At 39.0% G+C, this 20,846-nt stretch carries 21 protein-coding genes; 6 read left to right on the top strand and 15 right to left on the bottom strand.

The genetic code is table 11. From position 1 onward, the window contains the following. Positions 1-7: 7 nt before the first annotated feature. From H6G68_RS06095 to H6G68_RS06125, 7 genes are all read right to left on the bottom strand, one after another. Positions 8-316: a P-II family nitrogen regulator gene (locus tag H6G68_RS06095; RefSeq protein ID WP_190905834.1), complete on the bottom strand. Its 309-nt coding sequence runs from the start codon at positions 314-316 to the stop codon at positions 8-10. 4 nt (positions 317-320) lie between these two features. Beyond that, positions 321-1,292 carry a sodium-dependent bicarbonate transport family permease gene (locus H6G68_RS06100; RefSeq protein WP_190905835.1) on the bottom strand — a complete coding sequence of 324 codons (972 nt, stop codon included), beginning with the start codon at positions 1,290-1,292 and terminating at the stop codon, positions 321-323. A 193-nt stretch (positions 1,293-1,485) separates the two neighbouring features. Beyond that, positions 1,486-2,415 (bottom strand): alpha/beta fold hydrolase, encoded by a 930-nt coding sequence (locus tag H6G68_RS06105; RefSeq protein ID WP_190905836.1) that lies wholly within the window; start codon positions 2,413-2,415, stop codon positions 1,486-1,488. 20 nt (positions 2,416-2,435) lie between these two features. Then, positions 2,436-3,260, bottom strand: a complete 825-nt coding sequence (locus H6G68_RS06110; protein ID WP_190905837.1) for an SDR family oxidoreductase — start codon at positions 3,258-3,260, stop codon at positions 2,436-2,438. Between the two features lie 92 nt (positions 3,261-3,352). After that, positions 3,353-3,838: a glutathione peroxidase gene (locus H6G68_RS06115; protein ID WP_190905838.1), complete on the bottom strand. Its 486-nt coding sequence runs from the start codon at positions 3,836-3,838 to the stop codon at positions 3,353-3,355. Positions 3,839-3,984: 146 nt separating this feature from the next. Continuing rightward, positions 3,985-4,632: a pentapeptide repeat-containing protein gene (locus H6G68_RS06120; RefSeq protein WP_190714395.1), complete on the bottom strand. Its 648-nt coding sequence runs from the start codon at positions 4,630-4,632 to the stop codon at positions 3,985-3,987. Positions 4,633-5,348: 716 nt separating this feature from the next. Continuing rightward, positions 5,349-5,840, bottom strand: coding sequence for a hypothetical protein (locus H6G68_RS06125; RefSeq protein ID WP_190905839.1), 492 nt, complete (start codon positions 5,838-5,840; stop codon positions 5,349-5,351). Between the two features lie 769 nt (positions 5,841-6,609). Here H6G68_RS06125 and H6G68_RS06130 point away from each other — a divergent pair. Next, on the top strand, positions 6,610-9,111 hold the full coding sequence (locus H6G68_RS06130) for a hypothetical protein (protein ID WP_190905840.1): 2,502 nt from the start codon (positions 6,610-6,612) through the stop codon (positions 9,109-9,111). 97 nt (positions 9,112-9,208) lie between these two features. Next, positions 9,209-9,349, top strand: a complete 141-nt coding sequence (gene psaI, locus H6G68_RS06135) for a photosystem I reaction center subunit VIII (RefSeq protein ID WP_083389547.1) — start codon at positions 9,209-9,211, stop codon at positions 9,347-9,349. A 153-nt stretch (positions 9,350-9,502) separates the two neighbouring features. Here the strand turns inward: psaI and H6G68_RS06140 are convergent, their stop codons facing one another. From H6G68_RS06140 to H6G68_RS06165, 6 genes are all read right to left on the bottom strand, one after another. Beyond that, positions 9,503-9,622: a photosystem II reaction center protein J gene (locus H6G68_RS06140; RefSeq protein WP_016949290.1), complete on the bottom strand. Its 120-nt coding sequence runs from the start codon at positions 9,620-9,622 to the stop codon at positions 9,503-9,505. Positions 9,623-9,676: 54 nt separating this feature from the next. Next, on the bottom strand, positions 9,677-9,796 hold the full coding sequence (locus tag H6G68_RS06145) for a photosystem II reaction center protein PsbL (RefSeq protein WP_084776858.1): 120 nt from the start codon (positions 9,794-9,796) through the stop codon (positions 9,677-9,679). Between the two features lie 9 nt (positions 9,797-9,805). Next, positions 9,806-9,943 (bottom strand): cytochrome b559 subunit beta, encoded by a 138-nt coding sequence (gene psbF / locus H6G68_RS06150; RefSeq protein ID WP_015115279.1) that lies wholly within the window; start codon positions 9,941-9,943, stop codon positions 9,806-9,808. A 9-nt stretch (positions 9,944-9,952) separates the two neighbouring features. After that, positions 9,953-10,201: a cytochrome b559 subunit alpha gene (psbE, locus tag H6G68_RS06155; protein WP_016949289.1), complete on the bottom strand. Its 249-nt coding sequence runs from the start codon at positions 10,199-10,201 to the stop codon at positions 9,953-9,955. Between the two features lie 119 nt (positions 10,202-10,320). Beyond that, positions 10,321-11,343, bottom strand: a complete 1,023-nt coding sequence (locus H6G68_RS06160; protein ID WP_190905841.1) for a photosynthesis system II assembly factor Ycf48 — start codon at positions 11,341-11,343, stop codon at positions 10,321-10,323. 54 nt (positions 11,344-11,397) lie between these two features. Next, a complete protein-coding gene (locus H6G68_RS06165) occupies positions 11,398-11,751 on the bottom strand; it encodes a rubredoxin (RefSeq protein ID WP_127055223.1) in 354 nt (117 codons plus the stop codon). A gap of 85 nt (positions 11,752-11,836) precedes the next feature. Between H6G68_RS06165 and H6G68_RS06170 the strand changes: the two genes are divergently transcribed. Further along, entirely contained in the window at positions 11,837-12,304 is a 468-nt protein-coding gene (locus tag H6G68_RS06170; protein ID WP_190905842.1) for an HIT family protein, read from the top strand. Here H6G68_RS06170 and H6G68_RS06175 read toward each other — a convergent pair. Next, positions 12,301-13,167: a methylated-DNA--[protein]-cysteine S-methyltransferase gene (locus tag H6G68_RS06175; RefSeq protein WP_190905843.1), complete on the bottom strand. Its 867-nt coding sequence runs from the start codon at positions 13,165-13,167 to the stop codon at positions 12,301-12,303. The two genes, H6G68_RS06170 and H6G68_RS06175, sit on opposite strands and share 4 nt — an antisense overlap. A 237-nt stretch (positions 13,168-13,404) precedes the next feature. Between H6G68_RS06175 and ndhC the strand changes: the two genes are divergently transcribed. Genes ndhC through H6G68_RS06190 form a run of 3 tightly spaced genes read left to right on the top strand, consistent with a single transcriptional unit; the run spans position 13,405 to position 15,012 of the window. Beyond that, positions 13,405-13,767 carry a photosynthetic/respiratory NAD(P)H-quinone oxidoreductase subunit C gene (gene ndhC / locus H6G68_RS06180; RefSeq protein WP_127055227.1) on the top strand — a complete coding sequence of 121 codons (363 nt, stop codon included), beginning with the start codon at positions 13,405-13,407 and terminating at the stop codon, positions 13,765-13,767. After that, positions 13,758-14,492: an NADH dehydrogenase subunit K gene (locus tag H6G68_RS06185; RefSeq protein ID WP_071189531.1), complete on the top strand. Its 735-nt coding sequence runs from the start codon at positions 13,758-13,760 to the stop codon at positions 14,490-14,492. The genes ndhC and H6G68_RS06185 overlap by 10 nt, the downstream gene beginning before the upstream one ends. Further along, positions 14,485-15,012 (top strand): NAD(P)H-quinone oxidoreductase subunit J, encoded by a 528-nt coding sequence (locus H6G68_RS06190; protein ID WP_190905844.1) that lies wholly within the window; start codon positions 14,485-14,487, stop codon positions 15,010-15,012. The genes H6G68_RS06185 and H6G68_RS06190 overlap by 8 nt, the downstream gene beginning before the upstream one ends. An 82-nt stretch (positions 15,013-15,094) precedes the next feature. Here H6G68_RS06190 and H6G68_RS06195 read toward each other — a convergent pair whose 3' ends face one another. After that, positions 15,095-20,509 carry an ATP-binding sensor histidine kinase gene (locus tag H6G68_RS06195; RefSeq protein WP_190905845.1) on the bottom strand — a complete coding sequence of 1,805 codons (5,415 nt, stop codon included), beginning with the start codon at positions 20,507-20,509 and terminating at the stop codon, positions 15,095-15,097. Between the last annotated feature and the right edge of the window lie 337 nt (positions 20,510-20,846).

The raw sequence follows: 20,846 nt of genomic DNA on the forward strand, positions 1-20,846 counted from the left end.
TGTTTACCTAACTAACACACTTGGTTGTTTTCAATTCCATTGCATCAGAAATAAAACAACTCCCACCAAACTTATTTAAAGTTTTTCTAATCTGCACCTCCACCAGCGGCAATTTTTCAGGAGGAAAGAAAGCAATAATATAAATGTTATCTAGCAATGTCATTGCTAAATCATCACTGTCTGTTCCTCCTCTACCTTTGCCCGCAACATTCTTAATAACAGTATGTCCAGGGACACCAGCTTTTTCTAAAGCTTCTAAAATCTTGCCGACTTCGACGTAATTAGCAAAAATTTCTATCCGTTTAACTAACTCCATAATCTCAACTCCAAAAGATATTAATTGCGTATAAATAAAAGGGTATGCCGATGATGATGTTAAAAGGAAATGTCACAGCTAAAGCAGTGGAAACGTATAGACTAGGATTAGCTTCTGGAACTGTTAGTCGCATAGCTGCTGGAACTGCAATGTAAGAAGCACTAGCGCACAACACGGAAAATAACAGAGCATCTCCTTGTGGCATACCGATTAGTTTAGCAATAATTAAACCAACTCCAGCATTAACTATGGGTATTAATATGGCAAATAAGATTAAGAAAACGCCAGTTTTTTGTAAATCTTTGATTCTTTTTGCCGCCAGAAGTCCCATATCTAACAAGAAGAAGGTGAGGACTCCGTAAAACATATCCTGTGTAAAAGGTTTTAATGTCGTCCAACCATGTTCACCCGTGAGTAAACCCATAATCAAGCTACCCACCAGGAGGAATACGGAACTATTTAGGAATGCTTCTTGTAATACTTCCGTCCAATTAAACTCCCTGTCACTTTCATCAGCAGTAAATAATTTTACTAATATCAAACCAACAACAATCGCTGGAGATTCCATCAAAGCCAGGGCTGCAACCATATAACCATCAAAGCTGATACCCAGTTGAGTGAGAAAAGAACTAGCCGTGATAAAGGTGACAGCACTAATTGAACCATAGGTAGCAGCGATCGCAGCAGCGTTGTAAGAGTCCAGTTTCACCTTGAGAATAAAAAAAGTATAAATCGGAACCACACAAGCCATTAAAATCGCAGCCAGCATAGTGAAAATCACCTCCTGACTGATACCACTTTTTACTAGTTCCACACCACCCTTAAACCCAATGGAAAATAGCAAATAAAGGGAAAACAGCTTGGGAATAGGTGCAGGAATTTCCAAATCTGACTTCAGGAAAACCGCCAACATCCCCATAAAGAAAGCCAACACAGGTGGATTCAAGATGTTGGACACAATCAAGCTGACATCCATTTCCACCACTCCTATAATTTCGTGATTAAGATTCCTTCATCAGTTTGACACGAGAGTGGCAATTAGAACATTTCATCGCCGTTCGATTTTACTTATGACATTTTGCGTAATCGTAGCAAAAAATACTTAAGTACGTAAATAATTACAAGTTTGTAGTCAGGGCTACAGCCCTATTATCAATGCCAGATATGAGCTAAGAAAGTTCATTAATAAATGGAGATATAGCCGCCACAAATTCAACGGTAGATTCATATGGTAAAACATTTCTCCCGTTGATTTTCATTCCTCTACCTTGAGGTAAACAAGCTAGATAATCTGCTAAACGCTCATCTGGGGTTTCTTTTTTACCTTCTTTGCTAATCGCTGATGCTTTATTTCCCAAAACTATTAATGTTGGTTGCACAATCGCAGCAATATCACCACTATAATCTCGCTGCCAAAATCTAGCTAAAAAAGAAAATACTGCATAGCGTCCACCCATATTTTTAGCATCTGCTATTAAGGTATTTAACCATTCCTCATCAACGGCATCACTAGATTCAAAAAGTCTTTCTATTGAGAAAGAAACTAAAAACTTGCGGGTGCGTGCATAGCGAAAAAAAGCATTTCCTATAGGTGAATCAAAGATATTCCACAGCAGTTTTTGTCGCCATTTAGCGGCATTTTTAGTAGTCACACTCCAAGCCGTTGGACCAGAAAGTATAATTCCAGCAATTAAATTTGGTTCCAGTTTAACTAATTCAATTGCTACTGGTGATAAAGCACCCTGAGCTATTAAAATCACAGGTTTTTTTACTACTGTTTGTAAAAAATGTTGTAACTGTTTTGCCCAATCAATAGGTGTATAAGCTTTACGTGGCATATCACTTTCACCACATCCCAATAAATCAATATTGTAAATAGAGTTCTGGTGATTTGTCTGATACCATTCACGGACAAATCTCTGCCAAAATTGCCGTGATAATCCTACTCCAATGGGATGAATTAATAGTAAAGGAAGACCGGCTGGAGTTAAATTTGTCGGTTGATGAACTTCATAAGCACAGCGATAAGTCTGCCAAGTATAAAACTCAGAGATAGGTGGTGTTACAGCAAATGTATTAGCTACGGATGATGGTTGCATGATTTCAAATTTAAGAGCCGCTAAAAAATTATCTGGGGATGAATCAAATTGTAGCCTGCGTCTTTTAGCTTTTGATTCGACACCCAGGTATTATATTGGCGGGTACTCTTGTTTGCTGCATCCCATATAACATTAGGTAAATTATGTTTTGTCAAGACATTACCAATTAATTCTCGACTAGTAAGATGTGCATCATCCACAAGATTATATATACCTTGTAAGCGGTGATTGCGAGCAAATTCTATAGCACCAACAATATCATCAAGGTGAATCCAATTGGTTATATCTTCGCCATTACCAGGACGAGTTGTCCCCGCAACTCGTCCAAATATTTTCACCAATTCTCTACCAGGGCCATAAATTCCCCCCAAACGCAAGATACAAACACGGAGGTTTTCATTCTCTGCTGATAGTAAAACATCCTCAGTTTTGCGAAGAATCTGAGCATTAAGATTAGCTGGTGCTGGTGGAGTTTCTTCATCTACCCAGACACCATTTCTATCACCGTAAATTGAATAACTTCCTGTATATATCAATTGGCGAATATTGGGACAATTTCGTAGTACTGAAACTAAGGTTTTAGCCGTTTGCAGATAAGTTTCTTCATAGGAATTTGCACTTTTCGCCGCCACAGCCAACAAAACAACATCTTGATTTTTTAATGCAGCTTTTAGAGTTTCTGTATCATTTCCTTGGGTGACTATAACTTTTTGAGATACTGCTTGTAATCCCGGAACACGCTCAGGATTAGTTGTGGTTGCAGTGATCCCAAAATTATTATTTCGTTGCCAATATTGAGCAACTGCATAGCCAACATAACCACAACCAATTATTACAATATTCATGACAATTCAACACCAATTAATTAAAAAGTGTTTTTTCCCAAGTCAATAATCAATAGTACAAGACTTTTTATGTCATCACTAATGACCAAGGACTATTTTGCTAATTCTCTTTCAATTATGGCAATTAATTCTGGTGAATCTGGTTTGACACTACTATTAAATCTAGCGACTACTTCCCCCTGCTTACTGACTATAAATTTTTCAAAGTTCCAAGCTACTGCTCCCTTTGGCTCAACTGCATTGGTGAGTTGAGCATAAAGGGGATGCTGCTGAGAACCTTTAGCATGAACTTTATCAAATAGTTCAAAGGAAACCCCAAACTTGCTTGTGCAGAATTGCGCGATTTCGGCATTGGTTCCTGGTTCTTGCGCTCCAAAATCGTTGCAGGGGAATCCTAAAATCTCCAAACCTGCTGCTCCATACTTCTGGTTTAACTTTTCCAGTCCCGCATATTGAGGAGTGTAACCGCAGTAGGAAGCCACATTGACTATTAATAGTACTTTGCCTGTGTAGACGTTGAGTTGCTTATCTTCTCCATTGATTGTCTTCACTGAAATGTCATATATGATACCATTCATGGGCAATCTGATTCATAAGGAATATTACTAAGTTTCCCATATAGTAGGTAATGTTAACCAGGTTTTTTAGCTTTTTGTACACGATGAGAATCTTATTTGATTTTTACCGCTGTTCAGAGTTCCCTATCTGAAAGACTTGGTTAGTGTCAGCTATGAATTACCCCATCGGGCATAATAGCTCCAGCTAAGTTGGCACCAATCAGTTTCACCAATAACCGTTCGCCTGAGCGAATTCTAGCACCTGTCAAATCTGCACCCCGCAAGTCTGCACCACTGAGATCCGCACCAATCAAATTAGTATTGCGTAAATTGGCTTCTCTCAAATCGGCTAACAGTAGGTTAGCTCTAAACAAATTGGCTTCCGACAAATCCGCCCCTCTCAGATTAACTTTGTGCATAAAAGTATCACTGAGATTAGAACCGCTCAAATTGGCATAACTCAGGTTTCTACCGGATAAGTCTCTGTTACTCAAGTTGGCTCGACTGAAATCTTTTCCACTCAAGTCTGGATTTTGATTTGGTGGTTGATAATTTGTTGTTGGTGGTTTTTTTGGCGAAGTTGTTCTATAGTTATGTGCAGTTTGAGGCTTATCTTTTAAAGAACGCAATTGGTCACGAGCTTCATTAAAGGCTTTGAGCTTGTCTTGAGCTTTTTTTTGTAAGCGGTGGTTGTCTTTAGGGAGGCGATCAGGATGCCAAACAAACACTAAATCTTTATAAGCCTGGTTTACTTCTTCTAGTGTTGCTCCAGGCTCCAATTCTAAGACTCTGTAATACCGCTCCAGTTCGCTCATACAATGTGTTGGTGGACAATTCAGATAATCATTAAATTAATTATGAGTGATGCCGTCATTTGACAGTACAAATATTGATTGAGGCTTTCCCTGGATTCATACAGGGGATTTTAGATTCTGAATCAGTTTAGCTTTTTACCGTAATTTCCAATTCTCAGTCTTTGCCATTAAATAATTTTTTTGTTAGTTATCCCTAAAATACTACTACAGTTCCTTGCCCTAAAGCGCCTAATGCATAAACAAATACAAGTAAAAAGCCGTAAATAAACATAACAATGTAAACATATAGCAGGTGACAGGTGACAGGTGACAGGTGACAGAGTTGAAAATCTGTTTGTGTCTAGGTTTTATCATTAGTTCACTTTCTAACCACCTTGGCGGTTGCTATAGCTAAAACCCTGTTTCCTGCTGCCTGATAACAAAGTTAAATATTTACACCAAATTTACACCGTCATACTTAGAGAATTGTTTAAACGTATTGGGTGGGCGAATATAATATTGCTAATGCCGACTGCACGCGATGGCAACACCCATATCAAAACGGTAAAAGTCCAATACCCGTACTCTATCAGAACGCTAAATACATACGGCGTAGCTTAGATTATCCATACAAGCAAGCTCTAGTCGGCGTTTAAATCTCCTTATTTAACAGTTGGCAATTTTGTATCCCTTACGGCAGCGGTCGGCTCTATTTTAAATTTTGAATTGTTTAAGATTCACCTGATTAATCCATTTCTCCAGCGAGTTATAGCTCGAAAATATGCCATGATTGGGATTTGATAAACTTCAATGAAAATCCAAATTATGATTGCTAAATGTGATAAAAAAGTTAGTGCTGTCCAGATAGAAGGTACCCAGGTAAGAGGATCATTAATTTGTGGGGGAAAATGATAAGCTCCTATAGCAATTAAAGTAGTAGGAAAAAATACAAAAGCAATTGCGGCGACCACATAACCCCAACCCAATTCTACACCTTCTAACTGGGCTTCTGTCCACTTATAACCATTCCACCGCCAAACCAATGGAGGTTCTCTAGAAGGCATTTTGATTTGTTGTAGTTCTAAGTTAACGGTAAAAATTTCTTGGCAAAAGTCACAAGACATCGCCTCCATTAATGGCATATGGGAAATTTTACCGATGCGACAAACAGGGCAAGGGTAATCTTCTTGAAAATTTAAAGATGTGGAAAAAATTTTTGAATTAGGCATAATCAAATTCTATTTGTCACAAACTTAATCTGGTTAATAATAAATCAAATAAAAATCATAAATTGTCAGATTTTTCACTATTTATCTGGATATCTTTCTTAAAATCTGATACTTAACAATAAATGTAAAGTTATCTGACCACAGCAGAATCTAGGAGTTGCAGGAGTGAAAGAGGGTGAACTTATTTACTCTTTGCTTAATTTAGTAAGCAGGCGAAAAGAAATCAAACTATGTTAAGTAAGGTAACAGATTTTAAAATTGGCTCATAGTTAGGGCTTCATACCTCAAATAAGGGCTATAGCCCTCACTACAAACCTTTAATTATTTACGTCACTCTACTTAGTATGTAGATGCAGGTTACGGTTTTGATTTTCTAGGGATTCCCACATTCGTAAACTACAGCTTTTAAAGATTTAACCCCAGATAGAAGAGGATTGACGCAGATGGACGCAGATAAATTTGTACCTCAGCCGACTAGGAAACGCTATATGCACACCAGCAAATATTTTGAATTCTCGTAGTTGTAATGAGTCTATCGTTTTTTTTGTCTGATGGGTATGTCAAACAGCAGACTCTTTATTAGCCTTGCGTTAGCACTCTACTGTGTTCCACTTAACTTACGATTTTTCTTAACTCAACTGTCTTGAGAGGCAATAGTAGATGTCTAGAGCCAAGATAAGTGATGCAATTACGTATTCCTGAGTTAAACTTGCAAGCAAGTTAATGCAAAATATTAATCGGCGACTCTTCGGTTTGGGCATTACTCACAATGGAACACTGGCAATTTCTGATACAGAAACAGGGCGATCGCACTTGGCAAACCCTGGAATCGCCAACTCTAAAAATTTTGGCAGGTAAGTATAGGGTTTTGGCTCGTTCTCACCTTGCTAATACAGATGTAGAAGTGCGGGTAACTCATTCGTCAATCCAGGAAGTTCTCCCCAAACGGAGAATTTTTAAGCGTTTGCGTCGCACCAATACAGATGGACTTATGGCTGTAATTCCCTTTATTGATCTCAAACCGGGAATTTGGGAGTTACGATGCTCTGGCGACTTGATGACGCATATGCTGGGTAAATCCTGGCAGTACACGCTTACTATCAAAGTTTTACCCCTAGAATTAAGTGAGCAACCAAAGCTAGGTATTCTCGATCAGGAATTAGATGGAGAAAATCTATCTGGGATTACTCCAAACGAGAATTTGGACATCCAGGATGTTTTCACAGAAACTGAAGAAGATATAATTATTAATCAGCCTGTTAGCCCAGTCTGGGTTAAAGGCGAGACAGCAGAACAGATTTTACAAAGCTTAATAGATTTGGCTTTACCCACCTCGGAATCCTTGGAAGAGGAGCAATTATCTGAGGATTTTCGCTCAATATCACCACTTTCACCAATCAAACTATCTTTAGAACGGGATAGCTACATTGCTAGTTGGGGAAAACCCATAACGGTAAATGGGGACGTGGAATTGGCAGAAACGGGGAATCTGGAAGCGGAAATATTATCTACACCAACCCTTGATCAGCTGCAACTAGTTATCGAACTGCGATCGCCTTTAGAGTCAAAAATCTTAACTCAAGTCAAGCAGCCTTTAACAGCTAAAACGCTGCCTTTTAAATTTAGTACCGCCATTGATATTCCGACTGAGTGTGAATCGAAGTTGATTTTGGCAGATATGAGTTTATATGGCGCAATTACGAATGGTGGTGAAGTCATCCTCTTAGGCAGCAGTGCTTTTACAATTACAGCAGATGTAACAGAATTACTGACAGTTAGAAGCAAAAAATCAATCACACCAGACTTATTAACTGACAGCAATCAGCCATCAACCCAGGTGGAAGCCAGCAAGCCAGAACAACCTGTCAGTATCGGTTTAGAACTTTTCAATTTGGGCAAGAAGCCAAAACTAGCCCAGTTTCACATCTTGAAACCATCTCCAAGTAAACCTCTACCACCGCAAATTAAACCTACAGTTTTTTTGGATAGGCTTTCACCACAACTACCGAAGCTGCCTAGGAGTCAAAAAGATGCCATTGCTACTAATTCTGTAGTTGCAGATTCTCTGACACCGGAAGGAACTGTCAAGATAGCGCGGAAGATAGCTCCAATTAATCTGGACAAGTTGGTGATCAAACAGATAAAAACTGCTTTACCTTACTTAAAACGATTAAAAACACCCGCCCCAGAAGAAGTCAAAAGCAATACCCCAGATAGCTTAGAACCTCAGATCTCAGATGAGTCTCAGCCAATGGTAGCCATACCTTCCGTAGAAGACGCTACCCATAGGGATACGCTCAATGAAGCGATGCCTACGGCGTACCCCTCCGGGGAAGCAAGCTACGCGGAGCGTCTCGTTGGCGAAGCCTCTGTCTACGACACGCTCCGCGAACGTATAGAAGAGAGCGAAGCTATCGCACCTGAAGAAGAAAATCCACTGTCTTCAGATGAGTCTGATGTCGAATTGAGCGAAAATGCTGCGGCTCAAGTTCCTACTCTAGACAGCGAAGAATTAATCACAGCAAATACTCCAGATACATCACCTTTAATTAAAAAGTGGATGCAGAGCCAAGGATACTTTTTACCAGAAGGTATGGAGTTAGTATACGAAGATGATCATACTCATGAGTCAAATGAAGAGCAGCCTTTAACTCTCAATGAAGACAATTCGGCAGTTGAGGAGCTAAATGTAGATAATACTGAAGAAAATCTTTATTTAGATACTGGGGAATCACTACCAGAAGAAGAACAAACACTACCTCCTAGTCCACTCCAGAGTAATAATGCTAGGTTATCCCAAGAAATCGTTTTAGACGATATCTATACTCCACTGACAAATGATAACAACAATCAGTCTCCTGAAACACAAGAACAACCACTAGTAGATATATTTAGTCCTTTGCTGGCATCGTTACCAACACCTCAACTGTTTATGCCCAATGGTGAATTGCTGGCTGGAAAGTCTGTGAAAGTGCGTTTAGAACTGTCTGAGGTATGGTCAGGGATGGCAGTTAAGTTATGGGTTGAAGATTATCAAACTCGCGGTTTGCTAGATGGACCTCATCTGCTTAAAGATTTGCGACCTACTCCCTGGGGAAATTGGGAAGCGGTAACTCAGTTAGTTGTGCCTTTCGGCTGTGTGGAAATTCGTGTGGAAGCGATCGCGCTTGATCTAACTACCCAACAGGAAAGTCGCAAAGTTACATTAGTCAAAACTGTGATTCCTCCCGATTTACCGAGTATGGAACTCGATCAACTGCTGGGTATGTAAACGTCTGTGTTAAAAATCTTGAGAATTTGCAAAAATAGGCAGAATTTTACAGTAAGCTCCTAACAGAATTGTAGTGTGACTTAAGAGGACTTTTACTATGTCAGGTTCATTTTTGCCCTCTATTTTGGCCTATTCTTCATTTTTGCCTTCCATTTTCGTACCTCTGACTGGTCTAGTTTTGCCAGCAGTAGTCTTCGCATTTCTATTTTCATATATTGAAAGCGAAGATATCGCCTAATTAGGGACTGGGAGATGGGGAGATGGGGAGAAATTATTACCTACTGCCCCCTGCTGCCCCCTGCCCCAATTTTTAATGGCAAAACCGCCTATCTAAAACAGACAGGCGGTTTTTTTTGTTGTTTTTTAAACAAAAATTCGGATCAGCTTATCATTACAATGAAGAACCGATTCCAGCGTAGGCTCCATAAAAGAAAATACCTACAACAGTAATTACACCTAAACCTGCGACCGTAGCGACGACCCACAGGGGAATTCTTCCACTTCCAGACACTGTTTTCTCCTCCCTTAAGAACAAATCAACAGAAATTAGCAAAGACAGTTCCAGTTAGTTAAAGAAGTAACTGGAGAATAGAATCCCTAGAACAAAAACTAATAGCAGTCCTAGGTACAGAGAGGTACGGTTTAATTCAACTGGTTGTTGATTAGGATTAGGCGATCTTTCCATGAGTTGCTCCTAGCGTTGAATAAACTGCATTGCGGCGATCGCTCCTAAAAAGAAGACAGTTGGCACACCTAATGTGTGAACTGCGAGCCATCTAACCGTAAAAATTGGATAGGTAACTGGTTGATTGATGTTATTGCCGCTAGTCATGATTTCAAATTACTTTCCGATAAATGTTTCTACTTGCTTTTTAGCTTCAAAACGGTTTTTCACAATTGGCACTTCTTGACGAACCTGTGTGAAATACTCATTAGGACGGGGTGTGCCAAACACATCATAAGCCAGTCCGGTGCTGACAAATAGCCAACCAGCAACAAATAAAGCTGGAATGGTGATGCTGTGAATTACCCAGTAACGAATGCTGGTAATAATGTCCGAAAACGGACGCTCTCCAGTGGTACCTGCCATTTAAATCACTACCTTCACGAAAACTAGTATTGAGTTTATTATCCTACAAAGTTTAGAAAGAGTTACAACTTGCAACGTTCTTCTCAGAAAAGGGTATCATCACTTAACCCTGGGTGTAACTAAGCAGCCTCTGGTTGGTCGGCTGGTTCTGCATTGGGGTTATATTTGAGCAAAATACCGCGATCGCCAATGATAAAACCTTGGTCTGGCTTAAAAAATACAATTTTGTAAAAATTAGCGGCCACTCCTTCCACTTCCCGGTCTTTTTCCCAGGTTTTGCCGCCGTCGGTACTGCGTAATAGATTACCACTACCGCCACCAATCCAAATTTCATTGGGTGTGCGATAGGCTAAATCTAGTAAACCCCAGCTTGTGGCCAATTCTGGATATTCTACATCTAGCCATTCATCTGGTTTAGTCAAATCGCTAAATTGAACTTGACCTCCCCGTGCTAACAGCCATAACTGGCCATTTTCAGCAAAACCCATATTTTCTACCCGTCGAGAACTCAGACGGTTATGGGGTTCCCAAGCGGCTTGTCCTGGTTCCCAGACAGAGTAGAAGCTACCTTTGGCAGAAACAGCAATATACTTGCCATCGGGCGATCGCTCTAAGTTCCGCACCACACCAACAGCAGCTTCGACTTGTGCTTTCCAGTTTTTACCACCATCTGTAGTTTGATAGATAGCACCCACGTCAGTAGCCATTTCGGCTGTATTGTCAGCCAAGGCTGTGATCGCAATTGGGCTACCTGGTAACTTCTCGTTTAAAGGAATACGTGACCAAGACTTGCCTTCATCAGTAGTATGTAGCAGCAACGAAGGCTCTCCAGCAATCCAGCCTTCATTCCCACTAAAACTGACTGAGTTAAAGCGATACCTTTCATCATCCAGTTCTAGTTTGAGAGGCTGCCAAGTATTTCCACCATCTTTGGTTTCCAATAAGGTAGCATTACTACCAACTAAATAACCGTGCTGGGAATTACCAGTAAAGCCTATATCGAATAGTTTCGCCTCTGTTGGCACATTAATAACTTGCCAGGGATTGTAGCTGATAGAGGCAACTTTGCTACAACCTATACAAGCTATAACTACTATTAACGCGGCAAAAATTCCTTGCCACTTTTTTACAATTGAGTGCATCAGTATTTCTTAGTCTTTTCTAAATTTGTGTAAGGTATTTGTGAAAACCGGTTCTTATTGTAAGCCGTAAAGACTGATAAAGAACAAGAAACCAAGGGCTAAAGCACCGAAGATCAGGATGTTCTTTTGGGTTGGTGTCAGCGTATTAACGCCTAAGCCGTAACCTAAATTTTCTTTGAAACCAGATGCTGTACCCGCAGGACCAATGTTGGCAAAAGCTACCTTGTTAGCAGTACAAACTGGACAACGCCAACTGACAGGTAGTTCTGCAAACAGTGTCCCAGCGGTAATATCATTTTTGTCGTCTCCTTTCTCCGGTTCATAAACGTAACCGCAAGAGCGACATTCATACCTATCTAAAACTGGAGTTTCAATAGCTTGTTCAGCTTGTTCAGCTTGTTCGCTCATGGCTAAAGCCTCCCAGAGGGCAAATCTTAAAGATACGTTACAAATTATGACATATTTGTTAGGCTTTTCTATTTAGTAATTTTATATGTCCACTCTCATTCATGATCGAGTTGAGGCCGCACGTCAGGGAACTAATTCAACGGTAATTTGCCGTGTAGGATCAGGTTGGGTAGTACTTGGGGATGTGCAGTTTTTGCGGGGTTACTCTCTCTTGCTACCCGATCCTGTCGTTCCAGACCTAAATGCTTTAACAATGGATCAGCGTCTAAACTTCTTGCGAGACATGACATTATTGGGAGATGCACTGCTGGAAGTCACTGGTGCTACCCGCATCAATTACGAAATCTTAGGTAACAGTGAGGCAGCACTACACGCCCATGTTTTTCCAAGATATGCGATCGAGCCAGAGGAGAAGCGACGAAAGCCAGTATGGTTTTATGATTGGAAAAATGCGACTCCATTCAATTTAGAACGGGATAGTCCATTGATGTTTGAAATAGCTGAGTCCATCAAACGTCATCAGAAAATTGTGGTAGGCAATTATACGGTTTAACTTAGCTGATTTCGACTGGCTTCCCATCCGAGAAGGACAGTCTTACGTTCTAATCCCCACCGATAACCACCCATCTCACCCGATTCTCGAATCACCCGATGACAGGGAATTAAGTAGGCAACTGGATTACTTCCAATTGCGTTACCTAAGGCTCTAGCAGCGGTTGGACGACCCATTGATGCTGCTAAACCCTTATAGGTGGTAATCCCTCCCCAGGGAACTCTCAGCAGCGATCGCCAAACTTGAATCTGGAAGTTAGTTCCTTTCACGTGAACACTTAATGGAGGACTATTTTCTGCAACTGGCTGGAAAATTCTATCGCTTGTTTCTTTTGTCACTTGCTGATTGTGAATGATTTCCGCATTTTTCCATTCTTTCCGCAGGGTATGTTCAGCAGTTTCTTCATCCCCTGCATTCAGGAAATGAAGATTGCAGATGCCACGCGCTGTTTTGGCAATGAGACAATCACCAAAAGGGGTTTCATGAATACCATACCAAATCTTCAACCCAGCACCCCCGGATTTAAATTCACCGGGTGACATGGCTTCTAGCTTCACAAATAAGTCGTGTAAACGTCCTGGACTTGATAACCCCACATCCATAGTCAGAGATAAAAGGCTCTTAGTCTCAATGATTTTGGATTTTGCATATTCAACCGTAAGATATTGCAAGAAACGTTTGGGACTGATTCCTGCCCATTTCGTAAATAAGCGCTGAAAGTGATATTCACTCAGTTGTACGTGTTGAGCTACCGTTTGCAAGTCAGGCTGGTGCAGATGATTTTTCTGCATGAATGCGATCGCTTTGGCAATGCATTCATAGGTTTCTCTATTGTAAGTATTAGCTTTTATGGAGGAATTCATATTGTCAATTTATTCACCCAGCCCTCAATTTATCGATAGCAGTGGTTCAATACCACCCAGTTCTTGCTATTCATAAAAACTGCATGAGCATTTTTAAATTTATTGGCGACTAATTGGCGAGCAAATCAACACCATACGCTCAGTGTGTCAATTTCCACGATTTCAGAAAGCCTGAAAAGATATAATGTAAAAGAACAATATCCATTTCAATTGCACCATCAGCGGTAGATATCCATTGTGTTTGTCCTTAGCGGTTACGAATATCTTCTAGGCTTCTTCCTCCTCTGTAGCCTAGTACCTGCCCTGGCGCTCTCAGCGTCCAAGCTCCTCAGACCTAGTAGCTTCAGCCCGGAACGGCGCACCACTTATGAATCTGGAATGGAACCCATTGGCGGAGCCTGGATTCAATTCAACATTCGCTACTATATGTTCGCACTAGTTTTTGTCGTTTTTGACGTAGAAACTGTGTTTTTGTACCCTTGGGCGGTTGCTTTCCACCATTTGGGTTTATTGGCGTTTATTGAAGCGCTGATTTTTATTGCGATTCTCGTAATCGCCTTAGTTTACGCATGGCGTAAAGGAGCTTTGGAATGGTCTTGAATTCTAACATAACCACCCAGGACAAAGAGCGCATCATCAACCCTGTTGAGCGCCCTACTGTCACTCAAGAACTGTCAGAAAACGTCATCTTAACCACCGTTGATGACCTCTACAACTGGGCGCGGCTTTCTAGTTTGTGGCCTTTGCTGTTTGGTACAGCTTGCTGCTTCATCGAATTTGCGGCTTTAATTGGCTCTCGATTCGACTTTGACCGTTTTGGTCTAATTCCCCGTTCTAGCCCTCGCCAAGCCGATTTAATTATCACTGCGGGAACAATTACCATGAAGATGGCTCCTCAATTGGTGCGTCTTTATGAACAAATGCCCGAACCCAAGTATGTAATTGCTATGGGTGCTTGTACAATTACTGGCGGAATGTTCAGCGTTGATTCTCCTAGTGCTGTGCGCGGAGTTGATAAGCTGATTCCTGTAGATGTGTATTTACCTGGTTGTCCTCCCCGTCCGGAAGCGATTATTGACGCAATTATTAAGTTGCGGAAGAAAATTGCCAATGATTCCATGCAAGAACGGGGTCAAATTAAGCAAACTCACCGCTATTACAGCACGACTCATAACTTGAAACCAGTACCAATGATTTTAACTGGTAAGTATATGCAGTCAGATACCCGCTTTACTCCACCGAAGGAATTGACGGAAGCAATAGGTATGCCCATACCACCTGCGCTACTGACAGCAAAGACAAAGGAGGAAGAAAAGCGTGGCTGAAGAAGAATCTAATTTAGTTCCAGCAGCAGAAGAGTCGATAGTTGCAGCTGGTCAGGTTTCTCAGTGGTTGACAGAAAATGGTTTTGACCATGAATCCTTAGCCCCAGACGTGAATGGGGTAGAGATTATTAAGGTAGCAGCAGATTTCTTACTTCCTACCGCTACAGCTTTGTACGCCTACGGGTTTAATTATCTCCAGTTTCAAGGAGGTATTGACTTGGGGCCAGGACAAGAATTGGTGAGTGTTTATCACTTGGTGAAGGTAAGTGATAATGCTGATAAGCCAGAAGAAGTTCGGGTGAAGGTGTTCTTACCTAGAGAAAATCCCTCTGTGCCTTCAGTTTACTGGATTTGGAAGACTGCGGACTGGCAAGAGCGTGAGTCCTACGATATGTATGGCATTATCTATGAAGGTCATCCCAATTTGAAGCGGATTTTGATGCCGGAAGATTGGGTGGGTTGGCCTTTACGTAAGGATTACATTTCGCCTGATTTCTATGAGTTGCAAGATGCTTATTAGGTAGTGCTGAGTTTTCATCTGTGATTTACCCCTTTCCGGTGGCGGAGAGGGGTATTGTTTTAGGATAACAGCTTAAATTTTTCTATTTTAAGGGAATGGCAATTACAAATTCTGTTCCTATACCTGGGGCAGAAATACATTTTAAAGTTCCTTTATGTTTTTCTGTAATAATCCGGTAGCTAATAGATAAACCTAACCCTGTGCCTTTACCCACGGGTTTTGTCGTAAAAAATGGTTCAAACAAGCGCTTATGCACATTTTCAGAAATTCCAAAAGCATTATCTATAATCCGAATTATTACCTGTTGGTTGTTATTTATTTCTGTATGGATATGAATCTGTGGCTGATCAATTTTTGACAACTTACTAGTAGTAATTGATTCTTCCAAAGCATCAATAGCATTGGCTAAAATATTCATAAATACCTGATTGAGTTGTCCTGCATAACACTCTACTGCTGGTAGATTACCATAATTTTTAATTACCTCAATTGCTGACCGATGAGATGTAGCCTTGAGACGATTTTGTAAAATCATTATTGTACTATCAATTCCATCATGGATATTCACAGCTTTCATTTCTGCTTCATCCAATCGAGAAAAATTTCGCAAAGATAGAACTATTTCTTTAATTCTTTGACTACCAATTTTCATAGAACTTAGTAGTTTAAATAAATCCGCTATGAGAAAATCTAAATCTATGGCTTCTATTTCATCTTGAATTTCTGGAATAGGTTCGGGATAATGTTTTTTATAAAGCTCTATAAGTCTGATTAAATCTTGGATGTATTCATTAGCTGGAGTTAAGTTACCATAAATAAAGTTGACGGGATTATTGATTTCATGAGCAACCCCAGCAACAAGATTACCTAATGCAGACATTTTTTCACTTTGTACAAGCTGCAAATGCACTTCTTTTAGTTCTTCTAAAGAATTTTTGAGTTTTTGAGCATATTCTTGAGACTGCTGATAAAGACGAGCATTTTCTAAAGAAATAGCAGCTTGGGAACATAATAGTTGAATTACTTGGAGTCTATCACTTGTAAATGCCCTAGTTGTGAGATTATTTTCTAAGTAAAGAATAGCGATTATTTTTCCTTGATTGATAATAGGAGTACACAATAAACTTTTAGGTTTCTGGCTAATAATATAAGGATCTGATGCAAATTTATTTTCGATAGTTGCGTCATCTATTACCAAAGTTTCTTGAGTATGAAATACATAGTTAAGTAAAGTAATAGGAATATCTTGGCTATCTTCAATAGAGATAGAGTCAAGAACAGTTACTTCGCCCATTTTGGCAACGGCTTCTATAATTAAAGTGTCATTTTTTAGTAAACTTAAAGTACATTTTTCAGCACCAGCATTCTCAATTAAAACTTGGAGTATTTTGGAAAGTAATTTATCTAATTCTATTTCACTAGTTAGGGCTTGATATGCCTTCATTACTGTTGTTAACTCCAGGGTTTCTACAACATTAATACTGCTAGAAACTGGATTTTGTATGGTGTTATAAATAGATATATAATTGCTATGAACTGGAGGAATTTTTTCGATTCCCAGAATTAGACTTAGTAAATCTGGATAGCGTTTTTCTAAATCATTAACTTTTGCTAAACTACCCCAACGAGCATAACTATAGTAAGCATCTTTTAAATAAATTTGAGCAATTTTTTCTTTTCCCCACTCTAGATAAAATTTAGCCGTAAGTTCATTAGCTAAAGCTTCTTCATTGAGGTACTCATTTTCTTTAGCTGTAGCAATAGCACGATCATAATAATCCATTGCTTCTACATTTTCTCCAAGTACCCGATAACGCTCTGCTTCTACTAAATAAAATTTATGTAAATGATTCATTGGCGCATAATGCGCCCATATTTGCAGTTTTTCTTGATTATGTTTAACTTTATTTAAAATTTGTTTCTGCTCGGTTATTTCTGTGTGGTGATACACAGCTAAACGTGCTAGAGAATCATAAAAAGGTAAAAGAACAGTAATATATGTGCCTATAACTCCTTCTATATATTGTGCAGCAGTATCGGCATTTTTTATACTTTGATGATATTCACAAAAAAGATAAGAAAGAATAACTTTATTGATATATAAGTGATATATTGCTGAACGATCATTTGCTTGCTGATGAACAGGAAGCATTACATCTTCATTATAGATTTCACCTTTTAATTCGATGGGATTTTCAGAGTTTATTAATAGATTTGTAACTGTTTGATGATAGGTTTGTAAATAATATAAAGGTGTAGTTTGTTTCATTTCAGAAAGTGCTTTAGTATAAACTGTCATTTCTTTGTCGATAGTCAGTAGTTCTTTACTAGAAAAATAGGAATAGAAACAATATACAAAAACACACCAAGCTGCACCAGTTAAATCTCCATTTTCTAAGCCACTTTGATATCCTGTTAGTAAAGGTTGTAAAGTAAATTTCAAGTGTTCTTTCCAATGTGTAATAAAAGAATTAACAGGAGAAATGGTTCTAGCTTGAAGTTCTTTAGCATTTAGTCGATATAACAGATTTAACGCTAGTTGACCAAATTTATATCCAGTATTAATATCTCCTGTTAAATTAATAAGAGTTGTCCCATAAGTAGCATAAGCAAGACAAGAAAAAGAGGCATTACCATACTTAACTGATAACTGCACCTGCTCAAATATAATTAATGGAGACATTGCTGGACAAGCACCACGAACAGCTGAAAACATACTTGATAAAATTGACAAAGCTGCTATATATTGGGGATTGCTCATTTCGGGTAAATTTATGAGATCATAAGTTTCCATTCCCATCAAAGTTAACTCTGTCGCTTTTAACCTCAGCTTAGTATCTTCTAAGGTGGGATTTTCAGGTAAATTTATATCTAATAATTTCAGAATATGTAGAGCAGTTTTTACTCCTAATAAAAGTTGGTTTTGTGCAATATATGCCTGAATTTTAACTACGTATACGTTCACTATATCTAGGACTATTTTGGCATTTTTCAAGACTATATCAGCCCAATATTCCATCAGGGTAAAATTTGTGCTGAGATAAGCTGTTTCCACTGCTTCTACATACAGTGACAGGGTTAAATCATAATGACTGTTCCAACTATCAACAGGTAGTAGTTCTATACCTGTGTTTAAATATTTAATTGTAGCTGAATATGCAGTAGCAGACTTAGCTTTTTTAGCAGCGATTAAATTTAATTGTGCTAATTCATCTCGTTCTGTTTCTGCGGTAATTAAATCTACTCCAATATTTAATTGATTAACAATTTCAAAAATATATTCTTTCCTGACTTGCTCAGGAGTATTATTTAACAATAGGTTACCAATTTTTAAGTGAGTCGATTTTTTTTCATTTTCAGGAATTAGAAAATACGCGGCTTGTTGTACTCGATCATGTAAAAATCTGTAAGTAAATGTTAATTCTTCATAGTTAGTCTTTCCTGTCCATTGACTACTAAGTTCGGAATCATATTGAAAAAATTTATAAATTTCATCTTTAGGAATTATGAGTCCTTCTAGTAAAGCTTGCCATAAATCTATTGCTGTATCGGCTTGAGATTTTTGATTAACTATTGCCAATGTAGCTAAATCAAATTGGTTGCCAATACAAGCAGCTAATTTTAAGGCTGACTGTGTTGCTTGTGGTAATTTCTTTATTTGTAGTGCCATGAATTCTACTACATCATCGGTGAGAGCTAAAGCTTTAACTTGAGCAAGATCGCACTGCCAATAGCCACTGTTCAAGTTAAAAGTAATCAGACTTTCTTCATATAGAGATTTGAGAAACTGATTGCTAAAGAAAGGATTTCCTTGTGTTTTTTGATAAATTAATTGGGTTAATGGTAGGGATAATGTGATTGGACAGTTTAAAGTATCAACAATTAAATTATTTAAGTCAGATTGATTGAGAGGAGTTAGGGTAATAGTATTTATTATTGTTTTATGTTTGCGGATATCATCTAAAGTCAATATCAATGGATGTGCAGTTGAAGTTTCATTATCTCGATAAGCACCAATCAATAATAGATAGCTAGTACCTGTTTGACTCATCAACAATTGCATTAATCTTAAAGAAGCTGAGTCTGCCCATTGTAGGTCATCTAGAAATATCACCAAAGGATGCTCTTTAGTAGTGAAAACTTGAATCAATTTTTCCCATAGCAAATTGAAGCGATTTTCAGATGCATTACCTGATATTTTGGGTGCTGGAGGCTGTTTACCAATAATTTGTTCTAGTTCAGGAATTACAGAGATGAGTACCTGAGCATTTTCTCCCAAAGCAGAAAGGATATTGATTTTCCAAAGTTGTAATTGAGCATAACTTTCAGTTAACAGTTGCCCCATTAAATCTCGAAAGGCTTGTACAAATGCCCAAAAGGGAATATTGCGCTGAAATTGGTCAAATTTCCCTTTGATAAAGTAACCTCTAGCTCGAACTATAGGTTTATGAACTTCATTGACTAAAGCCGTTTTGCCAATTCCAGAAAATCCAGTTACAAGTATGATTTCTTTGTTTCCTAGGCACATACGCTCAAAGGCGGTGAGTAATAATTCTACTTCTGCTTGACGACCATAGAGTTTTTCGGGAATAATTAAGCGATCGCAAATGTCCCTTTGTCCTAATTCAAAAGCATCAATGTTTCCTATTTCTTCCCAATCATCTAAGCATCTTTTTAAGTCATATCTAAGTCCATAAGCCGTCTGATAACGATCTTCGGCATTTTTTGCCATCAGTTTACTAATAATTTCCGACAGAACTAGAGGAATATTTTGATTAAGACTATGTACAGAAGGTGGATACTTGGCAATATGATGGTGTATTAACTCCATCGGATCATCACTAATAAAGGGAAGTTGTCCCGTGAGAAGTTCAAAAAAAGTGACTCCCAAAGAATAGAAATCGGTGCGATAGTCAAGCAAACGGTTAATCCGTCCAGTCTGTTCTGGAGACAGATAAGCCAGAGTTCCTTCTAAAACGTTGGGACTGGTGAGAGTTTGAGTTTCTTTTTTAAGCAAGGAAGCAATACTAAAGTCGATTAATTTGACTTCTAAGGTGCTGGGGTTAATCAAAATATTGGCAGGTTTAATATCTTTATGAATTATTCGATGGTGATACAGTTCTTCCAAAATGGAGACAATTTGAATAGCAATGACGAAAAATTTGCTCAATCCCTCCTTAATTCCGCCCATTCCCTTATCCCCCCATTTTTTCATATCTTCTTTGAGGGAAATACCACCAAAGTCTTCCATGACTAGGGCGTAGCCGTTTTGGTAGTTTTCTAGGCTGTACGTTTTAACGATACCGGGAATATTGAGATCTTTGGTAATGGTATATTGATTGCGGAACTGCACTAATTCATTAAAGTTGGGATACTCACGCCGCAATAGTTTGATCACTACGGGTTTTTGGTTTTCTTCCTTCATCCCCCGATACACCAAAGTTCTACTCCCAAGGTAGATTTCCTCACCTATTTGATAACCAGCTAATTTCATCATTACCTCTGACTCCCTGCAAGATAGATGATTCTCCTTTTTTCGCTCATGGTCAGAACGACTGCACTTCGTGGGAATGGGTGTGCTGGAGAAACCCCTGTATTTGGCTGCCAATACTATGTTTTAATACAATTTCGGATATTATACCACTGTAAATCTATCGATATACCGTATTTTTGAAGTAAATCAAGTTTTGTAGCTTCGCAGCTTGCAGTCAGGGACTTGCGAACAATAGACATCTCCGGAAATAGCTAAAGTGTTACTGCCACTGCTTTTAAAAGTGAGATGCCCCAATGCAAAGGTAGCTGGCTGGTACGCTAAAATAAGCGTTAGAGATGCC

Origin of the sequence: Anabaena catenula FACHB-362, assembly GCF_014698735.1 — a bacterium.
Lineage (GTDB): Bacteria > Cyanobacteriota > Cyanobacteriia > Cyanobacteriales > Nostocaceae > Anabaena > Anabaena variabilis_A.

What these genes read in the sequence shown, in the direction of transcription:
- H6G68_RS06095 (WP_190905834.1), bottom strand. Translation starts at nt 316, where the DNA reads ATGGAGTTAGTTAAACGGATAGAAATTTTTGCTAATTACGTCGAAGTC.
- H6G68_RS06100 (WP_190905835.1), bottom strand. Translation starts at nt 1,292, where the DNA reads ATGGATGTCAGCTTGATTGTGTCCAACATCTTGAATCCACCTGTGTTG.
- H6G68_RS06105 (WP_190905836.1), bottom strand. Translation starts at nt 2,415, where the DNA reads ATGCAACCATCATCCGTAGCTAATACATTTGCTGTAACACCACCTATC.
- H6G68_RS06110 (WP_190905837.1), bottom strand. Translation starts at nt 3,260, where the DNA reads ATGAATATTGTAATAATTGGTTGTGGTTATGTTGGCTATGCAGTTGCT.
- H6G68_RS06115 (WP_190905838.1), bottom strand. Translation starts at nt 3,838, where the DNA reads ATGAATGGTATCATATATGACATTTCAGTGAAGACAATCAATGGAGAA.
- H6G68_RS06120 (WP_190714395.1), bottom strand. Translation starts at nt 4,632, where the DNA reads ATGAGCGAACTGGAGCGGTATTACAGAGTCTTAGAATTGGAGCCTGGA.
- H6G68_RS06125 (WP_190905839.1), bottom strand. Translation starts at nt 5,840, where the DNA reads ATGCCTAATTCAAAAATTTTTTCCACATCTTTAAATTTTCAAGAAGAT.
- H6G68_RS06130 (WP_190905840.1), top strand. Translation starts at nt 6,610, where the DNA reads ATGGAACACTGGCAATTTCTGATACAGAAACAGGGCGATCGCACTTGG.
- psaI (WP_083389547.1), top strand. Translation starts at nt 9,209, where the DNA reads ATGTCAGGTTCATTTTTGCCCTCTATTTTGGCCTATTCTTCATTTTTG.
- H6G68_RS06145 (WP_084776858.1), bottom strand. Translation starts at nt 9,796, where the DNA reads ATGGAAAGATCGCCTAATCCTAATCAACAACCAGTTGAATTAAACCGT.
- psbF (WP_015115279.1), bottom strand. Translation starts at nt 9,943, where the DNA reads ATGACTAGCGGCAATAACATCAATCAACCAGTTACCTATCCAATTTTT.
- psbE (WP_016949289.1), bottom strand. Translation starts at nt 10,201, where the DNA reads ATGGCAGGTACCACTGGAGAGCGTCCGTTTTCGGACATTATTACCAGC.
- H6G68_RS06160 (WP_190905841.1), bottom strand. Translation starts at nt 11,343, where the DNA reads ATGCACTCAATTGTAAAAAAGTGGCAAGGAATTTTTGCCGCGTTAATA.
- H6G68_RS06165 (WP_127055223.1), bottom strand. Translation starts at nt 11,751, where the DNA reads ATGAGCGAACAAGCTGAACAAGCTGAACAAGCTATTGAAACTCCAGTT.
- H6G68_RS06170 (WP_190905842.1), top strand. Translation starts at nt 11,837, where the DNA reads ATGTCCACTCTCATTCATGATCGAGTTGAGGCCGCACGTCAGGGAACT.
- H6G68_RS06175 (WP_190905843.1), bottom strand. Translation starts at nt 13,167, where the DNA reads ATGAATTCCTCCATAAAAGCTAATACTTACAATAGAGAAACCTATGAA.
- H6G68_RS06185 (WP_071189531.1), top strand. Translation starts at nt 13,758, where the DNA reads ATGGTCTTGAATTCTAACATAACCACCCAGGACAAAGAGCGCATCATC.
- H6G68_RS06195 (WP_190905845.1), bottom strand. Translation starts at nt 20,509, where the DNA reads ATGATGAAATTAGCTGGTTATCAAATAGGTGAGGAAATCTACCTTGGG.